This window comes from Hyphomicrobium sp. (assembly GCF_019753045.1).
In the GTDB taxonomy this organism is placed as follows: domain Bacteria; phylum Pseudomonadota; class Alphaproteobacteria; order Rhizobiales; family Hyphomicrobiaceae; genus Hyphomicrobium_B.
Genome location: NZ_JAIELN010000017.1, coordinates 66474 through 84318, shown reverse-complemented (window position 1 = coordinate 84318; position 17845 = coordinate 66474). Strand labels below are relative to the sequence as shown.

The window sequence follows — 17845 nt, the reverse complement described above, 5'->3', positions numbered from 1 at the left end:
TCAGCGGAGAAGCGCCAGCAACAGCGAGGCAGCCGCTGAAACGCCGAGCGTGGTCACGATGCCGGCACGCAGCACGAAGAGGAGGATCGCGGCTAGGATGCCGAGCGTCAGCGCTGCGGGATCGATGCTCGTGATTTCGGGCACCTCGAAACGGAGCGGCCACGCCGCCACCTCGAAACGGTCCCGAAAGAGTACGTGCAGCGAAAACCAGAGCGACAGGTTGAAAATCACCCCGACCACCGCCGCCGTAATGGCCGACAACGAAGACTTGAGTTTCGGGGCCGACTTCAACCACTCGACGTAGGGAGCGCCAGCGAACACGTAGAGAAAGCATGGCACGAACGTCGCCCAGAGCGTGACAGCCGCGCCGAGGACACCGAAGAGGAGCGATGTCTCCCCGCCGTGCCTGGCCGCTGCAAGAAATCCCACGAATTCCGTGACCAGGATCAGTGGGCCCGGCGTTGTCTCCGCGAGCCCGAGCCCGTCGAGCATCTCGTCCGGCTTCAACCAGCCATAACCCTCGACCACCTGCTGAGCCATGTAGGCAAGGACCGCATAGGCGCCGCCGAACGTGACGACCGCCAGCTTCGAGAAGAACAGCGCCAGCTGGCTGAGGACGTGATCGAACCCGAATGTGAACGCCACCGCCAACAGCGGCAGCGTCCAGATCGCGAACCAGATGCCGATCACCCTCGCCGTCGAAGCGAGCGGAACCGCCACGGCCGGAACCGGTGATGCCGCCGCGCCCTGGTTCGCAGCCGCATTCCGCCAGTAGCCAAATAGCCCGGCGGCGAGGATGATCAGTGGAAACGGCACGTGGAAAAAGAAAATGGCCGCGAACGACAGGGCAGCGATCAACCACTCGACGCGCCCCGCCAGCGATCGCCGCGCAATCCTGATCAGCGCCTCGATAACAATGGCAAGGACGGCCGCCTTGATCCCGGTGAACACGGTGACGACGACCGGCACGTTCCCGAACGACGCGTAAAGCGCGGCAAGCATCAGAATGACCAGCGCACCCGGCGCGACGAACAACAGGCCGGCAGCCAACCCGCCGCGTGTCCCGTGCAGTTTCCAGCCGGCATACGTCGCGAGTTGCATAGCCTCGGGACCCGGCAGCAGCGTGCAGAAATTGAGCGCCAGCAGGTAGGTCGCCTCATCGAGCCATTTCTTCTGCTCGACGAGCACCCGATGCATCATCGCGATCTGGCCGGCCGGCCCTCCGAATGACATCAGACCGATCTGCGCCCAGACACGCAGCGCCTCGCTGAACGATGGATTGACTAGGGGCTCGGCTGGACCAGCCCGCACTGGTTCGTGATCGCCCATCTCTGTCTCACACTCGAAGTCCCACGCACCGGCCGACACATTGAAAAAGGCGTACACGGATCAACGAAAGCCGTCCGCTGCCCTAGAGGATTGAACGGTCGAGATATTTGCGGCGCCACCCGGCGCCACGATTTTGTTCCCTTAACGGGCGTCCAATTCTGCGACCTGGCGTCGCGCAACCTAAAAGTGCACTCAAAATAACTTAGAATTTTCCGTAACTTACGGATTATGGTTAAAAGGTGGTATCTGCCATGGGTTGACCTCTTATCCACAGGGTGCTCGTTGTGCCGGGCCAGAACGGGGGGAGACCCCAGTTAGCACGGGCAGCAGGAAGAACCAGGTTCTGGAGTTCTGTAACGGGTCACAGGGGGTCATTCGCCTTAAGAGCTACTTTCTCCCAACATTAACGACGGTGCCGCTTCCGAAGCGGTTGCCCCGTGGTCGCCTGGTGGCGTGCCGCGGGCGGGGGAAACCGCTCATTCGACCCGAACCACTGCTGCTCCTTTAACAAGGAGTGAACTATGCGTTCAACGATTGCGATCGCCGCGTTCGCGTTCGCTGGGGTTACGGCAGCAACCGTCCCTGCAATGGCAGCCTCGTCGCACCACAAGGCGACGTACCACAAGACGTCGTACCACAAGGCTTCCTACCAGAAGCACGCTCACGTTTCCGGCCGCAAGGCCACCAAGAAAGTCGCCGCCCGCAAGTCGGTTGGCGGCAGCGGCGGTTCGCACGGCATCGCATCTTACTACTGGCAGGGCCAGCAGACCGCTTCGGGCGCTCGCTTCAACCCTGAGGGCCTGACGGCCGCTCACCGCACGCTTCCGTTCGGAACACGCGTTCGCGTCACGAACCAGTCGAACGGCCAGTCGGTCGTCGTCACCATCAATGACCGTGGTCCCTTCGTCGGCGGCCGCGTCATCGACCTGTCGCGCGGCGCTGCCCGCCAGATCAACATGACCGGAGCCGGCCTGGCCCGCGTCTCGCTCGAGGTTCTCGGCCGCAGCTGAGCCTGAGCGTTATCTTTGAATAAACATCGGGAGGCGTTGGGCAACCAGCGCCTCCCGACGTTTTTCCGCCATCCGAATCACCATAGTCCTGGGCGCTAGGGGAGTATCCGGGGGGATGTGCGTGCGCCGAAGCATTTGTTTGGCATGTGTTGCCGTATGGATTGTCGGTCTGGCGTCGCTAGCCGGGGGAACCCCGTCAGAAGCCCAATCCCTGGCCCAAGATCTATCTGGCCCGGCAAGTAAGGCCAAGGCGAGCGGCCAATGGACCACGGTGACGGCCCCAGCTCGCCCAGTGGGCACATTCGATCACTGGCAGGCGAAAATAACGATCGCCAAGCCATCCTTCATCAGCGCCAAGCAACCTGTTAAGCAACCCGTTGCCGCTGCAGCGCCGATCGGCGAACAGCCCTACGGACTTCATGGCCCCGACCCGGCCGGAACCGGTCACGCCATGAAGGGCATCGCGTCATTCTACGGAAAAGGCGAACGGACCGCGACCGGGGAAGCCTTCAACCCGCAAGACATGACGGCCGCACACCGGACGCTCCCCTTCGGCACGCGCGTCCGCGTAACGAGGGTCGATAACGGTGATAGCGTCATCGTTCGGATCAACGATCGCGGCCCCTTCAAGCCAGGCCGCGTCATCGACCTGTCCACAAAAGCCGCCGAAGACCTCGGCATGACCGGCATGGGCTTAGCGGCTGTCAACCTCGAGGTTCTCGACCGCTAAGCCGGTTTGCTTGGGAAAGCTCGCACTGGCACGGGGGGATGTCGCTCAGCGCTCACTGCGCCGGTAAGCCTGCTCGAGACGGGACTCCAGCACGCTGATCTGGTCGAGATAAGCGCCCCTGATGCAATCGACGTCCCGGCCGCAGCTATCGCGGGCGTCCAGAAACCGGCGCTGATACATCTTCAAATCGTTGCGTTGATAGCGATTGTCGTAGGCCGACTTCAGCTCGGAATATAAAGCGCTCATCCGCTCGTCGAGCCCGGCCAGCCGGTCGCTTCTGCAAATCGTCCGCTCAGACGCCGTACGCGCGCGCTGGCAATCGAATTCCTGTGCGGCCGCGGGGCGAACTGCACCGGCGATGATGGCGAGCGCCAGCAACGACCCAACCGACACTGCTGCCGCCAACTTCGAAGTGCCAGACTTGTATATGACTGCTTCCGACATGTGCCCTTTTCCTTAGTTCTCGCGCGTCTCTTGGCGCTGGAGCCCACCCCAGCGGTGGACATCCCGACAATGCGGGAACCGGTCCGGAAACGTGAGGCCGTTAGGCGCCACTTGGCGGCAATGGAAGGAAGCCGGGTTATTGCACCCGGATTCCGATTGCGTCTTACCGGAAAGAATCGGTATTTTCCCGCACCGGCGACGTCCGTCGCCCGGCTTCAAAATCAAGCGGCCAATGAAGAAAGCTGTCGCCCAGCCTGCGCCCGCCACCACTCGTCCCGAGGCGCTCGAGCGCATCAAGACGGCTATGGTCGAAAAGAAGCTGACGCAGGCTGAATTGGCCGACGCTGCCGATTGCCACGAAAAGACAATTCAGAACCTCCTCGGCGGACGCTCCGTTCGCGATCAAACGTTGTTCGACGTCTGCATGGTTTTGGGCCTCGATTTTCACGGCCTCCGCGACGCCTGGCATGGCGAGTCAGTTGCGCTTGAAAGCGCGGGCGGACCGCTGGAGCTGAGAGGCAACGGCGGCGGTATCGCGCCCATTTATATGGGGGCCTACACACGCGCGGCCGTCGACCATTACATCGGCAGTTATCTGACGCTCAGACGATCCTTCTCGGTTGCCGACACGATTATCGCCTATCGCACCGATATCACCTGGGACGCCGAGTGGCCGAGCCTTCTCTTTCAGGAACGCGACCGGCCGGACGCCCCTTACGCCCATCGGGGCCGGCTCTATATCCCGGCCTCGTCGAGTTTCATCCACCTCGTCTCGCTGACCAAGGGCGCGATGCGGATGGTCGTCGTCTCTCAACTCGATCGCGCCGGCGAGATGCGCGGCATCATCACGACGCTGAACAAGCAACGCGCAACTTTCATCCCGGTCGCGACGCCGATACTCTACGCCCAGCGCGAAAACTTCGATGCCGATGCCTTCGGCGAGGTGACGCCGAAGAACCCGGCCTATGGCGAATACAAACGCCTGCTCGACGAAACCATCGCTGAGGGCTACGCGCGGCTCGTAACCTGATCGCGCTATTCCCTGCGCTGGCGGCCTACTCCCCGTCCGGGGAGTCGCCAGCGCAAATCAAAGAGACGCCATCGAAAACCAAATTTACTTCTGGCGTTTGCCGCCAACGCCCCGCTTTTGAACCGGCCGCTTGGCGACGATCGGCGCGCGAAAGGTGACGCCGTCCTCGACGGGCGGAAAGAAGTAGTTCACGAGATCGACTGTTTCGAGCCGTCCGACAGCTGAACGCGCAACATTGAGCCACTTATCCGCGTACTCGCGTCCCGCACCGTGCAGGTACGTGATGATGTCCCAATCGGGCTTGAGCGTCGTCTCGGGATTGAGCGCTCCGGTGACCGGGCCGCCATCGATCAGATGGAAGCGGTGCCGGCAGAGCGGCGCCAGTCGCCCCTTTGCCAACAGCACCCCCGATGTCTCGCGCACCGCGGTTATAACTTCGATATCGCGCACGAGCGGCGCGTTGAACGTGAGGCGGCTCGCGTGAATTGAAATATCGCGCGCTGTCGTCGGCAACTTCGCGTTGGCGCGCGGCGCGACCATGACAAGCAGCGTATCGCCAATCGGACTTTCGCTCGCGAGCGTCACAAGGTCGGGGTTTGCGGAAAAGCCGCCGTCCCAATAGGCCGCGCCGTCGATCTCGACGGCATGATGCATCACCGGCAGACAGGCCGACGCGAGAACTGCATCGACCGTGATCTCGTGTTCGCGAAAGAGACGGGCTCTGCCGGTCGCGACATGCGTGGCTGCGATGAGCAGTTCGACCGGCGACTTGGCCCGGATCAATTCGAAATCGACATGCTCAGTGAGCAGACGCCGCAGCGGATCGAAACCGAGCGGATTGAATTCGTAAGGCGACAGCATCGACGCGAGATGCGTTGTCCGCACCAGCCCGTTGAGAAACGGATTGAGCCGCGTCAGATCGGGGATGGCGGCGTTGTGGATGGCGTGCCAGATTTTGTACATCTTCTCGCGCGCTTTATCGCGCGAGCCTTCGGCAAGTCCTGCCGCGAGCGCGACCGCATTGACGGCGCCGGCACTCGTTGCGCTGATCCAGCCGAACTGAAGCGTATCGTCCTCTAACAGACGATCAAGAACGCCCCATGTGAAGGCGCCATGAGCTCCGCCGCCCTGTAAGGCCAGATTGATGTAAGCAGATTTTGGCAAAACCGCATTGCTCCCCGCAGGCCAATGAAACACCAAAGGCCAACGTGACTCCATATCATTAACGCGCGCGGCAGAGGTATGTCATCGACGCCGCGGCAGAACGACTGGGCTATCACCAAGGTTGGTCACTAGCGTGTAAATGTTACACTTGCTCGTTGGGCGTTTTGCTTGCTCAACGCTTGTGCGATCAGCGTCTGCAGTGTGCTCAACGCGTAAGCCTCAACTCGCGAAACTCCGGAATGGTGGTCGCAAATCGAGCTGATGCGTCAGCTTGCAGCACGAACGTCACGAGACTCGAGCAGTGGCATTTGGCCGCGAAGATGCGAGCAAGCCACATAATCGAAATCATATCCCGGGCGTCAGAACCGTCTCGCTGATTTTTCTGACAGGCGAATCCGGCGCATCGATTCCACGCACCACGTGGCGGATACGAAGCCCGTTCTCGCTTTTGAAGAACGTGAAGAGATTATAGCTTGCCAAAGGCTCTTCGCCATGTGTGACAGCAGCTGACGCCGACGCGACGCCGACGACCGGAATGGACTTTGTTCGAGATCTGAGCCAATCGACCCGCGTTTTGTGATTGTGGCCGTAAAGCACAAGCTCGGCATCGCCGCGCTCGAGCAGATGCGCGAAGTGGGCGGCATCGCTCAGCGCGCGCCTGGGCGGAGCCAGATTGGGAAGCGGCGGATGATGGATGAGCACGACACGGACGATACCCTCTTCACCGAGAGCCGTCAGCTGCTCGCCCGTGATCTCAAGCTGATGCGCGCCGACCCGTCCGCTGGCGAAGAACGGCGGTGTTTCGACAGCGGAATTCAACCCGATGAGCGCAATCGGACCGACGCGCCGCACGAACGGAAACGCCAGCGTATCGTTTTCCCCGCCCATGTATTCCGCCCACCGGGCGACGCCCGGATCGCCGTACAGGCTCGAATAGATGTCGTGGTTTCCCGGAATGACAGTCACGTTCTCGGGCGAATCGATGGATTTCAGCCAATCGAGGGCCGCTTCATATTCCGACGGCAGGCCGAGATTGATGAGATCGCCCGTAATGACGATATGGCCGACGCGAAGCGCCGTAGCATCGGCAATGAGCTTATCGGCAATCTCGCCTTGATGAACCCGGCGCCGCTTGCGAAGCCAATTCAAATATCCAAGCACCCGCTTGGCATTCCAATATTGCCATCGGCTCCCGAAAACGGGCGGCAGATGCACGTCGGAAAAGTGCGCGAGCGTGAAAGTCTCGGTCATATTTGGGAATGCGATAGGTAAGCTGCGGGGAACACACTCTAGCACACCGTGGTAACTAGCAAATGCCTAGCGCCTAAGAGAAAAACGAACGGCCGCCACGCAAAGGAGAGTTCGACGTTGAGGGAAGATAGATTTCTGCTGGGCCCCCTCGTCGCCCGCGCTTTCCAGCAATACTGGCGATTTACACGCGGCGTATATTTGTCCGTCGAGGCATGTGTCATAGATGACGCGGGCCGAACGCTCCTGGTGCGCCAAGACGAGAACGACGGCTGGAACCTGCCCGCAACGACCACCCGGGAGGGCGAGACCCTCGAGACCGCGGTTCGGCGCGGCCTCCGCGACATTGCAGGCATCGAGGTTAATGCAAAGCCGGAATTGCGTGAATTTTATGCCGGGACCCGGGACCGCCGGACAGGCCAGATAAGTCCGACGGGCGAGCGGGGCCAAACGGGATTGTATGTCGTCCGCGATTGGCGGCGGCTTTCGACCCCCAGCACGCCGGCAATGAACTTCTTTCCGCTCGGCTCCCTGCCCGCCGGCCTCCCGCCGGAGACGGCGGAGCGAATTCGTCGCTCGCATGAGGGTCGCACAATTTCCCAAGTATGATAGAAGCCCCGCCTGCCGGACGTTGCCGGCTTCCTCAAGCTGCTTAGAAGTCCGCGCATGTCACCTTCACTTGTCATTCGGAAAGCACGCCCTGGCGATATCGCCGAGATATCGAAGCTGCACGCGCGCGTTTTCGGACCCGGCCGCTTCGCGCGCTCCGCCTATCGGGTGCGGGAAGGAAAAGGGCATCTGTCACGGTTCTGCCTCGTCGCCTCGATCGGCAACGAGATCGTGGCATCGATCCGAACGACGGAGATCACCATCGGCGGCGCCAAAGGTGCCGTTCTGCTCGGGCCCGTTGCGGTCGACGCCGATCACCGGAGCTTTGGTCTGGGCAGCAAGCTGATAACGGCGGGCCTCGAAGCTGCGCGCAGCGGCGGCGCCAAGGTCGTCGTCCTGGTCGGAGATCATCCCTACTACGGCCGCTTCGGCTTCGCGGCCGTGCCGCCCGGCCAGATCGTATTTCCGGGCCCGGTAAATCCGTTCCGCATTCTGGCGCACGAACTGGAGCCTGGCGCGCTTGCCGGCTACCGCGGACTCGTCATTGCAGAGCCGCCCGTCGAAACGCTCGACTATTAAGCCCGGCGAGCCGCGGCAGTAACGTCATCGTAACCCGGATCTGTCGACCATTCCTGCGGGCGGTTTACGACAGCTGCTGATGACGCACGAGTTGTATCTGGAGTTCATCCGCTGCAGATCGGAGGCCTTGGCATGCCGGTTGAGCTGTGAGATTCCTGATTCACCAATTCGAGTCGATTGAAGCCGAAAGCTCGCGATGATCTCAACGTATCTCCTCTATCGGACCTACGCCGCGGACATTCCCAAAACGCTTTCGCGTATTTCCGCCCAGAGCGACGTTTCGAACGCCGCGAAATATTATCAGGCCAACATCGACAAGGTGACGACGGTCGATGAGTTCCTGAACAATTCTCGCCTTTTCAGCTACGCGATGACGGCGTACGGCCTGAGCGATATGACGTACGCCAAGGCCTTCATGAAGAAGGTCCTGACCAGCGACCTGACCGACAGCAAAAGTTTCGTCAATAAGCTCACCGATACGCGATTTTTGGAGTTTGCGAAGGCCTTCCAATTTTCGACGGACGGCACGCTTGCGACCCCGCCGACCCTCGCGCAAAATTCCAAGGAAGAAAGCGATACGATCGGCCTGTACACGCAGCAGCAGGTCAACAAAGGCACCGCTGCCTCGACCGAAGCGACGTACTATCAGGCGGCGATCGGCAATATAACATCCGTCGATCAATTGATGGCGAACCCGCGGCTGCTGAATTTCGCCGTGACCGCCTACGGCTTGAACGCCAACATCACATCAGCCGCAACGATCAGAGCCGTCCTGACGAGCGATCTTTCCGACCCGAATAGCGCCGCCAATACGCTCGCAAGTTCGAACCCGAATTATAAGCTTCTCGCCTCCGCCTTCAATTTTGCGACGGACGGCAGCGTCAACGGAACCGCCCAGTCGAGCGACAACATCATCAGCACGGTTTATCAGTACTTCAACGCAACCGGATCAAGCGCAACCTCTTCCGCAGCGACATTCAAAACGCAGTATTATAATTCTGCCATTTCGAGCGTGACTTCCGTCGACGATCTCTTGGCGAACAGCACCCTGTTCGACGTCGCGGTCACGTCCGTTGGTCTCAATCCCAACACGCAATCGAAAACGCTGCTGCGCCAGATCCTGACCAGCGATCTCTCCGACCCGAACAGCGTCGCAAATCAGCAGACCAACGCCGCATACAAGAAGCTGGCGGCGATGTTCAGCTTCAACACCGACGGGTCGGTCAAAGACGGTGCGGCACAAACATCGGCGCAAGTCACCAGCCTGTTGGCTTCCTACGCGAAAAATTACAATGCTGCCCAGACAGCATCGAACAACACGGCCACCGCCGCTTACAAGGACGCGATCGCCGGGATTTCGTCCGTCCAGGATCTGCTGAACAGCTCGGCTTACAACTTCATCCTGTCCGCCTACGGACTAGATCCTCTGAAGATGACGAAATACACCGTCACCAAGATCCTTCAGAGCGACCCGAGCGACCCGAACAGCTTCGCGAACCAGTCGCATAACCCCGCCTATATCGCGATGGCGTCGGCATTCAACTTCGACTCGAACGGCAAGGCCAAGACCGCAGCGGTAGCCCAGACGGATTCAAATCTAACCGCGACCGTCAAACTCTATATGACGCAATCCGACACATCGACGGCCGCGCTGGATCAGGCCGAGGCCGATAGCAATTACTACGCAACGACGATCGCCACGATCAACAACGTCGATGATCTTCTGAAAGATACCAAGCTCGTGAATTTCATGCTCAGCGCATACGGGCTGAAGGATGCGAAACTATCGACGAGCGATTTGCGCACCATCCTGACGAGCGATCCGTTGGATCCAAAGAGCTATATCAACAAGACCGAAAATTCGCAGTATCGCCCCCTGGCCCTGGCATTCAACTTCGGAACCGACGGCAAGAGCCTCACTGTTCCGGCAGGAGAAGCGCAATACCGCAGCCAGCTCGTGGCAACCGCTGACGGCTACCTCCAGCAGACGATGGAAGCGCAGGCAGGCGATCAGAGTGACGGCGTCCGCCTGGCACTTTATTTCCAGAGGAAAGCTTCGGGTATTACCTCGCCCTACCAGATCCTTGCCGATAAGGCCCTGGTGCAGTTCGCCCAGACAGCCCTCGGCCTCTCCTCGCTGATGTCGGCCGCCGATATCGACACTCAGGCGAAGATGATAACTAAGAGGCTCAATCTGGCTGATCTCCAGGACCCGGCGAAATTGAACAAGCTCATTGCTAAGTTCGCGGCGCTCTACGATGCGCAGAATGCCAATACCAGCCAGTCCCCGATCCTTCAGCTCCTTCAAGGAAATTCAAGCTCTAACGGGATCATAACGATCAATCCGATTACATAGTAAATCGCTCCCTCGGCCGGTCGCCCTTCGCCTTTTTGTGCCATTAATGCAGCAGACTGAAGGATCCGGCTAAACGGTCTTTTAGTTGTTGGTCGGCAGGATTAACCTCCACAGCAGGGAAAATGCGTCTTCCTCGACGCCGGGCTCCGATGCGAAGGACCACGCGATGAGATCATTTACTTTCACCTCACTGGCCACGGCAGCCGCGCTGGTAACGGCTGGAACCGCCGCGTCAGCCGGCCCTCGCTCCCAGTCAGGAGCGCGAACCGCATGCTGTGGCGTCGTATGGGCTCCTGTCGACCGCAGGGGACCGACGCTCCCGGCCGACGACTTCCTGCTTCCAGACTCGGCGTGGAACGGTCACTCGCCCAGCACCGCCGGCACAGCGGGACCCAATTGGACACTAAGACAACCGGTGTTCGGCCCACCGTTGCCGACGCTGCCGACACCGCGGCGCAAGCCATACATCATCCTGAACGAGACCGACTGAGCACCCCCCGCGCGAACCGAAAACCGGCGCAAACAAAAAGAGACGTGAGTTCCCTCACGTCTCCAGTCAAACAAGTGCGTGGCGATCAGAATGCTCGAAATCGAAATCGCGCCGGAACATTGTTATCGCGGCTGTTGCCTCCACGGACCCCGCCGTACCAAGCTGCGGCGAGCCCGATAAGAAGTCCTATCCCGGTCAGAAGCCCCGAAAGCTCCGTCGCCTTCTTCGCCTTGTCGAGCGCGGCAATCGCATCGGTGTAGGCCTGATCTACACGCGTTTGCGCCTCCGCAATCGGGATGCCCGCCTTAGCCGCAACGATCGACGAGACGAGCGTTCGATCGGCCGGCACAAGATGTTCGTTACCGAACGATCTCATGAACACCGCCTCGATCGTCTTTTCCTCCTCGCGCGTGAGAAGCTGCACGTTCGTCACCGGCTTTCCTTCCGGCGGCGTAGAGAGCGTCGAAACAATGGCCGACAACGGGCTCGACGAAGCGCTCGAGAATTTTGCGATTGCCGACGTTCCGGCATGAAGCGCCGCCGAACCGATCCCCGCCGCGATCAATCCACCGAACAGGACGCACACACCCCAAGTGACGAGACCCTGAAGCCCATCGCGAAATTCAACTTCGTCCGGCGGCACATCGCTGGCGCGCGGACGCACACGAGCAGCCACAAATCCAGCGATCAGGAACGACGCTATCGTCACGATGAGCGCCCAGGCCGCCGCGACGGACAAAGCGAGCCAACCATGCGACTGTCCCGGCCAAGGCGATAAGAGCGAAAGTCCCCCAGCGATGCCGAGCGACATCAAAACGAAGGAGAGTGCCGATCCGGCCACCGCGCCTGCCAAAATACCCCGCCAGCTGAGGAACGGGCCAGGTTCGCGCATATCTATAACTTCGACCATCGCGGCATCTCCATCGATCATCTAAAACCCAAAAGGCCCAGAAGAAACGAAATGACCACGATTAATCCGATCAGATAAATGATCTCGTGCACTGCACGTCTCCTCACATAACGCCGGTCTTTCAACACAGCCGGAGGGAGGTTTGTTCCGGAAACAACGCGCGTTTGGGGCGTCCCCTTGAGCAGCGAACGCCGTTCCTGAAATTTTAAGCTCGTTCTACCCAATGGAAGTCGCGCGACGCGGGCGGCATTCCTCTGAAGGAGCCAAGATAACTCAATGGGCTACCTGAAGACCCCACCAGGGACAGCGAATATGCGCGCCGCCGGAGCAGCTCCGTCTACTTCGCGGGTTCGGTATCCGATGGCGACCCTGCGACGGGAACTGAAAGCGAGCGCACGAACGCCGCAACCTCCCAAACCTGCTCGTCAGGCAAAAATCCGCGGAAGGACGGCATCCCGTTCGGTCGTCCCTCGCGGATAGAGGCCGCGATATTCTCGATCGAACCGCCATAAATCCATATCTTGTCCATCAATGGCGGGCCCATGCCGCCACCGCCGTTGGCATGGCAGCCGACGCAATTCATCGCCGAGAAGAGAGCTTTGCCTTTCTCGATCGCCGCCGGATCGTTCTCAGCCTTGCGGCCTTCGGCGCTTGTCTGCGCGATAGGCTCGCCGCCTCCTGGCGCAAGTGGAACCAATGAAACTTGTGGCTCGGGATTCGTCGGCTGCTTCGATGCCGGTTTATCGTCCGCGGCTCGAGACTCGTACCCCGCAAGCAGGATGCCCGCCAGAACCGCAAAGAGAAGCATAGAGCTCAGATAGGATGGAAATCGTTTCATCGGATTCACTCCGCCGCTGCGGATTTCTTCATTGCTGAAGTCTGAATGTGATAATCCGCGAGAATGTTGCGAATGTCCGCTTGCCGCCTGTCGAGAGAACGATTGATCTCTTCGGCAAGCGCCATATCGGGTTTCCGCACGCCCATCGAAATTGAAAACGTCATGTTGGGAACGTCGCTGATGTGGGTGACGCGTAACGGCGGCGTCTGCCGGGCCGCGTAATAATCCGCCACCGGCCCCCACACGACCGATATATCGACATCGCCACGCGCAATGCCTTCGACGACCGGAAGAAGCGGGTCGGGCTTCGACCAGTCACCAAAGACCATGTAACCTTTGATGCCGTTCGTGATGCCCCGGCGCGCAAGCTCCGTCATCGGCGGCGTATTCGCCCCATCGTTACCGACGAGCTGAACGCCGATGCGTTTACCGCGCAGGCTTGCGTCGTCGAACGACGTTATCGGGGCAGAAGTCCCCGCAGGCTGAACGAACGCGTAACTCGCCGTGTAATAGGGCTTCGTCGGGCGTACGCGTTGAAAGTCGACGGGCACGCCGGGAACGACATCACAAAGCCCGGCACCAAGACCTTTGCGGATGAAACCGCGCCACTCAGGCGTCCAGACGAACGTCGCTGTCACCCCCATGTCGGCCGCGATAAGCGTCGCGATCCGATTTTCGAATCCTTCACCGCGATCGTTCGAGAACGGCATGTTGTTAGGATCGGCACAGAACTTCAGTTCGCGCGCGTGTGAGGGGACAGCCGAAAGAGCCACAGCGCCGATTGCAACAAAGAACGCTCTATTGAACCGAGAAGACATAGAGCGACCCTCCCTTAGTCGTATGCTCAGGAAGATCTTTGACGGCATTGACGAAGCCGAGCGCGGCGGTGCCATCGCGCTTATCCAATCCACCGGCGACGATCGCTCCGGCCCAGCCGCCGACACCTGACAGGATGGAGACGTACTGGTTGCCGTCGGGACCCCGCCACGTCGTCGGCTGACCGATGATGCCGGACCCAGTCTTGTACTGCCAAAGAAGAGCGCCGGTCTTCGCATCGACCGCCTTGAACCATCCTGCCATCGTTCCATAGAAAACGACGCCGCCTGCAGTCGCGAGCGCGCCGCTCCACACCGGAAATGACTCGTTGATTTTCCAGACCGCCTTGCCCGCCTGAATGTCCCACGCCGTCATCTCGCCGCGGTGCCCGCCGGGACCGGCCTTCATGTGCACGTCGGCGCCGACGTAAGGCGTGGCCGCGATATAGCCGACGTCTCTCTCGGTGATATCCATGCAAAGATTGTTGTGCGGAATGTAGAGAAGGCCGGTCTGCTCAGAGAATGACGACGGCTGCCAATCCTTGCCGCCAGGAGGCGCCGGGCAGATATCCTTCATTTCCTGATCGACCTTCGGCGCCTTAGCCTGATTATAAATCAAGCGGCCCGACATCAGATCGACGGTTTGGCTGCTGGTGATCGGCACGAACGGATTAGCCGCGAGAACTTCTCCCTTCTCGCGATCGATGATGTAGACGTAGCCGTTGCGGTCCGGATGAACGAGGACCTTTCGATCTTTGCCGTTCCAATTCATATCCAATAGGATGCATTCGTTGACCGCGTCATAGTCCGAGACGTCGTGAGGGCTGAGCTGATAAAACCAGCGCGCCTGCCCCGTATCGGCATCACGTGCAAAAATACCGGCGGTCCAGAGATTGTCGCCCGGACGCATCGACGAATTCCACGGGCCCGGATTCGACGTGCCGTAGTAGACCATGTTGAGTTCGGGATCGTACGAAACCCACCCCCAGACAGTGCCGCCGCCTTGCTCCCACATGCCGGGCGGCCACGTCGTGACGCCAAGATCCTTGCCCTGGAATTGCGGATAGAACGAATTGAATCCCGTTCCGATCAAAACATCCTTGTCGGGACCGGTGTTGAAAGCTTTCCACAAAACCTTTCCCGAGCCTTGATCGAGCGCCGCGATCCAACCGCGTACGCCCATCTCGCCGCCGGAGTCGCCAACGATGACTTTGTCCTTGGCGACGAGCGGCGCCATCGTCATCGTCTCGCCCTGGTTGATGTTGCCCATCTGTGTGCGCCATATCTCGGCGCCCGTGTTGGCATCGACAGCGACGGTATTGCCGTCCAGCGTATTCAGGAAGAGTCGGCCGTTGGCAAAAGACACGCCCCGATTGACAACGTCGCAGCACGCGACGCCCTGCGAAGCAGCGAGCGGATGCGGTTCATATTTCCACTTCATCGGCGCGCCGGGCTTCGAGAGATCGAGCGCATAGATGATGTTCGGATAGGGAGTGACGACGTAAAGCGTGCTGCCGATGACGAGCGGCGCAGATTCTTCACCGCGGTCCACACCCATCGAGAAGGTAAACTTCGGTTGAAGCTTCGATACGTTCTCGGTGTTGATGTCGTTGAGCGAGCTGTAACGCGTCAGACCGGTATTTGCGCCCGGCATCTGCCACTCGTTCCCGCCTGCTATCGCGAAGGCGGAACTTTTGGTGGCGATACGTTTTGCTGGGCTAAAGTTTGAGCGGATGCGGGAAGCGAACAAATTGCAAAAAGCGGCAAGCTAAAAAATAATAACTTGTACGGCTTGAAATTGCGCATCGGCGTATCCCCAAATGTTGGGCGCGGCCGGTGCCGAAAAGAACAACGCGTAAGCCGCCAAAATTCGCGCTCATTGCGTCAACGGCACCCTTTCAGTGCCACAACCTGTCGCGTCATTTCAGGTTCCAGGGATCAGATCCCTTTTGCGGAACGCCAGACGGTCTACCGTTAAGCGGAAGAAAAGAACTGTCCGGCGTCCAAGATCCGCGGCTTGCGATCACGCGCGATCAAGGCCCTGGAAAGAGCGACGCGCTTCGCCCCGACGCCCAGTACGCGAGCAATCCAATCCACTCTTTGGCGGCGAGATCCGTTCGCGCCAATCCAGCGGAAACGCTGTCCAGCGGACGAACTGCATCCCGTCTGCCGCGCGTCCGAAAATCGACCGGATAGGGCACGACATCGAATCCGGCTTTTCGAAAGACGCCGACCGAACGCGGCATATGGTAAGCCGAAGTGACAAGAAGCCATTTGTCTTGCGGACTAGGATTGACGAGCGGCTTCGTGAACATCGCATTCTCGTAGGTATTCCGCGAGAGGTTCTCGATTACGATGCGGCTTGGCTCAATACCGGAGTCGACGAAATACTTTCGGATTTCCGATCCCATCCCCTCGCCGCCGAAAAGAGACCCGCTGCCGCCCGTGAAGATCACTTTCGCATCGGGAAGCGCGCGCGCAAGGCGGACGGTCTCGGTCAACCGTTCCGCAGACTCGTTGAGTGCCAAGCCGCCTCGGCTGTCGGTTATCGCTCCGTCCTCAAAGCCGCCCAATAAAACGATGCCGCTGATTTTCTCTTGCGGCACATCCGGAACGCGCGTCGCAAAACGCTGCTCCAAGGGCAGAATGAGGATATTTCCACCGGGCAGAAAGCCGAAAAGAACAATGATGCCGAAGCCGGCCGACAAGAAGAACGCGCCGAGCTTCCGACGCCGGAATTGCACACAGAGGAATCCCGCGGCAAGTGCGAGAACCGCCAGCGTCGACGGTTGAATACAGAAGAAGACGACCTTCGAAGCGATGAAAAACATTGCGGTCGTCCCCTACTCTCGCCCGTGAGCCTCCAATGATCTCAACCGGGCGCGCACGCGCGCCCCGCCGTTTCTCCGTTTTCAGACGAAAGGATCCTTCATCAGGATCGTGTCGTCGCGCTCTGGGCTCGTAGACAGCAGCGTGACCGGACATTCGATCAGCTCCTCGACGCGACGAACGTACTTCACGGCCTGCGCCGGAAGATCGGCCCACCGCCGCGCGCCTTGCGTCGATTGCGACCAACCCTCGAAATCCTCATAGATCGGCTCGACGACAGCCTGCGCCGACGAACTCGCTGGCAGGCGATCGATACGCTCGCCGTTGAGCTTGTAGCCGACGCAGATGCGGATCGTTTCGAAACCGTCGAGAACGTCGAGCTTTGTCAGCGCGATGCCGTCGATGCCCGAAACCTTCGCCACCTGACGCACAAGCACGCTGTCGAACCATCCGCAGCGCCGCTTGCGACCCGTAACGGTGCCGAACTCGCGGCCGCGCTCGCCGATCTTTTCACCGACCGCGTCCAGAAGCTCCGTCGGGAACGGACCCGACCCGACGCGCGTCGTGTAGGCCTTGGCGATCCCGAGCACGTAACCGACGTGACCCGGACCGATGCCCGAGCCGGTCGCCGCTTGCGCCGCAACCGTGTTCGATGACGTTACGAATGGATAAGTCCCGTGATCGACGTCGAGAAGCGCGCCCTGCGCACCCTCGAACAGGATGCGCTTCCCCTGCCGCCGTGCCTGATCGAGCAACTCCCACGAGACGTCGGCATACGGCAGAACTTTCGGCGCAATGGCGATCAGCTCCGCCATGAGCTCATCCTTGACGACTTCGGGCTGGCCGAGGCCGCGGCGAAGCGCGTTGTGATGCGCAAGCGCCCGGTCGATTTTCGCGCCGAGCGTCGCGGGCGACGCCAGATCCTGCAGGCGGATCGCGCGACGCCCAACCTTGTCTTCATAGGCGGGTCCGATGCCGCGTCCCGTGGTGCCGATTTTCTCCGTGCCGGCCGCCGCCTCACGAACGACATCGAGCTCGCGGTGCAAAGGAAGAATGAGCGTCGCGTTCTCCGCGATGCGCAGATTTTCCGGCGTGATCTTGATGCCCTGCTGCGTCAGACGCGTGATCTCATCCGTCAGCGCCCACGGATCGACGACCACGCCATTGCCGATAACCGACAACTTATCAGGCCGTACGACACCGGAAGGCAACAGCGAGAGCTTGAAAGTCTTGCCGCCGATGACGAGCGTGTGTCCCGCGTTATGACCGCCTTGGAAACGAACCACGACGTCGGCACGCTCCGACAGCCAATCAACGATCTTGCCTTTGCCCTCGTCTCCCCATTGGGCTCCGACCACCACGACGTTTGCCATTAACTTGAACCTTCTCACCTTCTCATGATTTGGCCCCGGCATCTGCCAGGGCCCCGCGGCAAGTCCGCTAGCTTAAACTTAAGATTTGGCC

General features: G+C 60.2%; 17 protein-coding genes. 7 read left to right on the top strand and 10 right to left on the bottom strand.

Features of this window, described 5'->3' with window-relative positions; genetic code table 11:
* A complete protein-coding gene (gene chrA, locus K2Q04_RS18140; protein WP_291166170.1) occupies nucleotides 1-1329 on the bottom strand; it encodes a chromate efflux transporter in 1329 nt (442 codons plus the stop codon).
* 521 nt (nucleotides 1330-1850) lie between these two features.
* On the opposite strand from chrA, the gene K2Q04_RS18135 reads away from it, so the two are divergent.
* Both K2Q04_RS18135 and K2Q04_RS18130 read left to right on the top strand, forming a co-directional pair.
* Complete coding sequence (locus K2Q04_RS18135) at nucleotides 1851-2339, top strand: septal ring lytic transglycosylase RlpA family protein (RefSeq protein ID WP_291166169.1); 489 nt, start codon at nucleotides 1851-1853, stop codon at nucleotides 2337-2339.
* A 292-nt stretch (nucleotides 2340-2631) separates the two neighbouring features.
* On the top strand, nucleotides 2632-3069 hold the full coding sequence (locus tag K2Q04_RS18130; RefSeq protein ID WP_291166167.1) for a septal ring lytic transglycosylase RlpA family protein: 438 nt from the start codon (nucleotides 2632-2634) through the stop codon (nucleotides 3067-3069).
* Nucleotides 3070-3114: 45 nt separating this feature from the next.
* On the opposite strand, the gene K2Q04_RS18125 is transcribed toward K2Q04_RS18130, so the two are convergent.
* Nucleotides 3115-3513 (bottom strand): lysozyme inhibitor LprI family protein, encoded by a 399-nt coding sequence (locus tag K2Q04_RS18125; protein WP_291166164.1) that lies wholly within the window; start codon nucleotides 3511-3513, stop codon nucleotides 3115-3117.
* A 232-nt stretch (nucleotides 3514-3745) separates the two neighbouring features.
* Here K2Q04_RS18125 and K2Q04_RS18120 point away from each other — a divergent pair, with 232 nt between their 5' ends.
* Nucleotides 3746-4543: a helix-turn-helix transcriptional regulator gene (locus K2Q04_RS18120; protein ID WP_291166162.1), complete on the top strand. Its 798-nt coding sequence runs from the start codon at nucleotides 3746-3748 to the stop codon at nucleotides 4541-4543.
* An 84-nt stretch (nucleotides 4544-4627) separates the two neighbouring features.
* Here K2Q04_RS18120 and K2Q04_RS18115 read toward each other — a convergent pair whose 3' ends face one another.
* The gene (locus K2Q04_RS18115) at nucleotides 4628-5707 is read right to left on the bottom strand and encodes a patatin-like phospholipase family protein (protein WP_291166160.1); all 1080 of its coding nucleotides are present in this window, start codon (nucleotides 5705-5707) and stop codon (nucleotides 4628-4630) included.
* Nucleotides 5708-6052: 345 nt separating this feature from the next.
* Nucleotides 6053-6958, bottom strand: a complete 906-nt coding sequence (locus K2Q04_RS18110; protein ID WP_291166158.1) for a metallophosphoesterase — start codon at nucleotides 6956-6958, stop codon at nucleotides 6053-6055.
* A gap of 48 nt (nucleotides 6959-7006) precedes the next feature.
* Here K2Q04_RS18110 and K2Q04_RS22255 point away from each other — a divergent pair, with 48 nt between their 5' ends.
* The 4 genes from K2Q04_RS22255 (at nucleotide 7007) to K2Q04_RS18095 (ending at nucleotide 10989) form a co-directional block, all read left to right on the top strand.
* Complete coding sequence (locus tag K2Q04_RS22255) at nucleotides 7007-7564, top strand: NUDIX domain-containing protein (RefSeq protein WP_366935768.1); 558 nt, start codon at nucleotides 7007-7009, stop codon at nucleotides 7562-7564.
* A 57-nt stretch (nucleotides 7565-7621) separates the two neighbouring features.
* Complete coding sequence (locus tag K2Q04_RS18105; protein WP_291166156.1) at nucleotides 7622-8143, top strand: N-acetyltransferase; 522 nt, start codon at nucleotides 7622-7624, stop codon at nucleotides 8141-8143.
* A 196-nt stretch (nucleotides 8144-8339) separates the two neighbouring features.
* Complete coding sequence (locus K2Q04_RS18100; protein ID WP_291166154.1) at nucleotides 8340-10499, top strand: DUF1217 domain-containing protein; 2160 nt, start codon at nucleotides 8340-8342, stop codon at nucleotides 10497-10499.
* Between the two features lie 166 nt (nucleotides 10500-10665).
* Nucleotides 10666-10989 carry a hypothetical protein gene (locus K2Q04_RS18095; protein WP_291166152.1) on the top strand — a complete coding sequence of 108 codons (324 nt, stop codon included), beginning with the start codon at nucleotides 10666-10668 and terminating at the stop codon, nucleotides 10987-10989.
* Between the two features lie 85 nt (nucleotides 10990-11074).
* Here the strand turns inward: K2Q04_RS18095 and K2Q04_RS18090 are convergent, their stop codons facing one another.
* The 6 genes from K2Q04_RS18090 to K2Q04_RS18065 all read right to left on the bottom strand — a co-directional run bounded on the left by K2Q04_RS18090 (nucleotide 11075) and on the right by K2Q04_RS18065 (nucleotide 17754).
* The gene (locus K2Q04_RS18090) at nucleotides 11075-11899 is read right to left on the bottom strand and encodes a hypothetical protein (protein ID WP_291166150.1); all 825 of its coding nucleotides are present in this window, start codon (nucleotides 11897-11899) and stop codon (nucleotides 11075-11077) included.
* Between the two features lie 337 nt (nucleotides 11900-12236).
* Nucleotides 12237-12737, bottom strand: a complete 501-nt coding sequence (locus K2Q04_RS18085; protein ID WP_291166148.1) for a c-type cytochrome — start codon at nucleotides 12735-12737, stop codon at nucleotides 12237-12239.
* A 5-nt stretch (nucleotides 12738-12742) separates the two neighbouring features.
* Nucleotides 12743-13555, bottom strand: coding sequence for a quinoprotein dehydrogenase-associated putative ABC transporter substrate-binding protein (locus K2Q04_RS18080; protein WP_291166146.1), 813 nt, complete (start codon nucleotides 13553-13555; stop codon nucleotides 12743-12745).
* A complete protein-coding gene (locus K2Q04_RS18075) occupies nucleotides 13536-15206 on the bottom strand; it encodes a methanol/ethanol family PQQ-dependent dehydrogenase (protein ID WP_366935767.1) in 1671 nt (556 codons plus the stop codon). Before K2Q04_RS18075 ends, K2Q04_RS18080 begins: the two co-directional genes overlap by 20 nt.
* Nucleotides 15207-15585: 379 nt before the next feature.
* Nucleotides 15586-16383 (bottom strand): YdcF family protein, encoded by a 798-nt coding sequence (locus tag K2Q04_RS18070; protein WP_291166145.1) that lies wholly within the window; start codon nucleotides 16381-16383, stop codon nucleotides 15586-15588.
* Between the two features lie 81 nt (nucleotides 16384-16464).
* Nucleotides 16465-17754, bottom strand: a complete 1290-nt coding sequence (locus K2Q04_RS18065; protein ID WP_291166143.1) for an adenylosuccinate synthase — start codon at nucleotides 17752-17754, stop codon at nucleotides 16465-16467.
* Between the last annotated feature and the right edge of the window lie 91 nt (nucleotides 17755-17845).

Excerpts from the sequence above, each read along its gene's own strand:
- K2Q04_RS18065 (WP_291166143.1), bottom strand. The coding sequence starts at position 17,754 with ATGGCAAACGTCGTGGTGGTCGGAGCCCAATGGGGAGACGAGGGCAAA.
- K2Q04_RS18100 (WP_291166154.1), top strand. The coding sequence starts at position 8,340 with ATGATCTCAACGTATCTCCTCTATCGGACCTACGCCGCGGACATTCCC.
- K2Q04_RS18135 (WP_291166169.1), top strand. The coding sequence starts at position 1,851 with ATGCGTTCAACGATTGCGATCGCCGCGTTCGCGTTCGCTGGGGTTACG.
- K2Q04_RS18090 (WP_291166150.1), bottom strand. The coding sequence starts at position 11,899 with ATGGTCGAAGTTATAGATATGCGCGAACCTGGCCCGTTCCTCAGCTGG.
- K2Q04_RS18110 (WP_291166158.1), bottom strand. The coding sequence starts at position 6,958 with ATGACCGAGACTTTCACGCTCGCGCACTTTTCCGACGTGCATCTGCCG.
- K2Q04_RS18075 (WP_366935767.1), bottom strand. The coding sequence starts at position 15,206 with ATGCCGGGCGCAAATACCGGTCTGACGCGTTACAGCTCGCTCAACGAC.
- K2Q04_RS18070 (WP_291166145.1), bottom strand. The coding sequence starts at position 16,383 with ATGTTTTTCATCGCTTCGAAGGTCGTCTTCTTCTGTATTCAACCGTCG.
- K2Q04_RS18085 (WP_291166148.1), bottom strand. The coding sequence starts at position 12,737 with ATGAAACGATTTCCATCCTATCTGAGCTCTATGCTTCTCTTTGCGGTT.
- K2Q04_RS18095 (WP_291166152.1), top strand. The coding sequence starts at position 10,666 with ATGAGATCATTTACTTTCACCTCACTGGCCACGGCAGCCGCGCTGGTA.
- K2Q04_RS18120 (WP_291166162.1), top strand. The coding sequence starts at position 3,746 with ATGAAGAAAGCTGTCGCCCAGCCTGCGCCCGCCACCACTCGTCCCGAG.
- chrA (WP_291166170.1), bottom strand. The coding sequence starts at position 1,329 with ATGGGCGATCACGAACCAGTGCGGGCTGGTCCAGCCGAGCCCCTAGTC.
- K2Q04_RS18080 (WP_291166146.1), bottom strand. The coding sequence starts at position 13,555 with ATGTCTTCTCGGTTCAATAGAGCGTTCTTTGTTGCAATCGGCGCTGTG.
- K2Q04_RS18125 (WP_291166164.1), bottom strand. The coding sequence starts at position 3,513 with ATGTCGGAAGCAGTCATATACAAGTCTGGCACTTCGAAGTTGGCGGCA.
- K2Q04_RS18105 (WP_291166156.1), top strand. The coding sequence starts at position 7,622 with ATGTCACCTTCACTTGTCATTCGGAAAGCACGCCCTGGCGATATCGCC.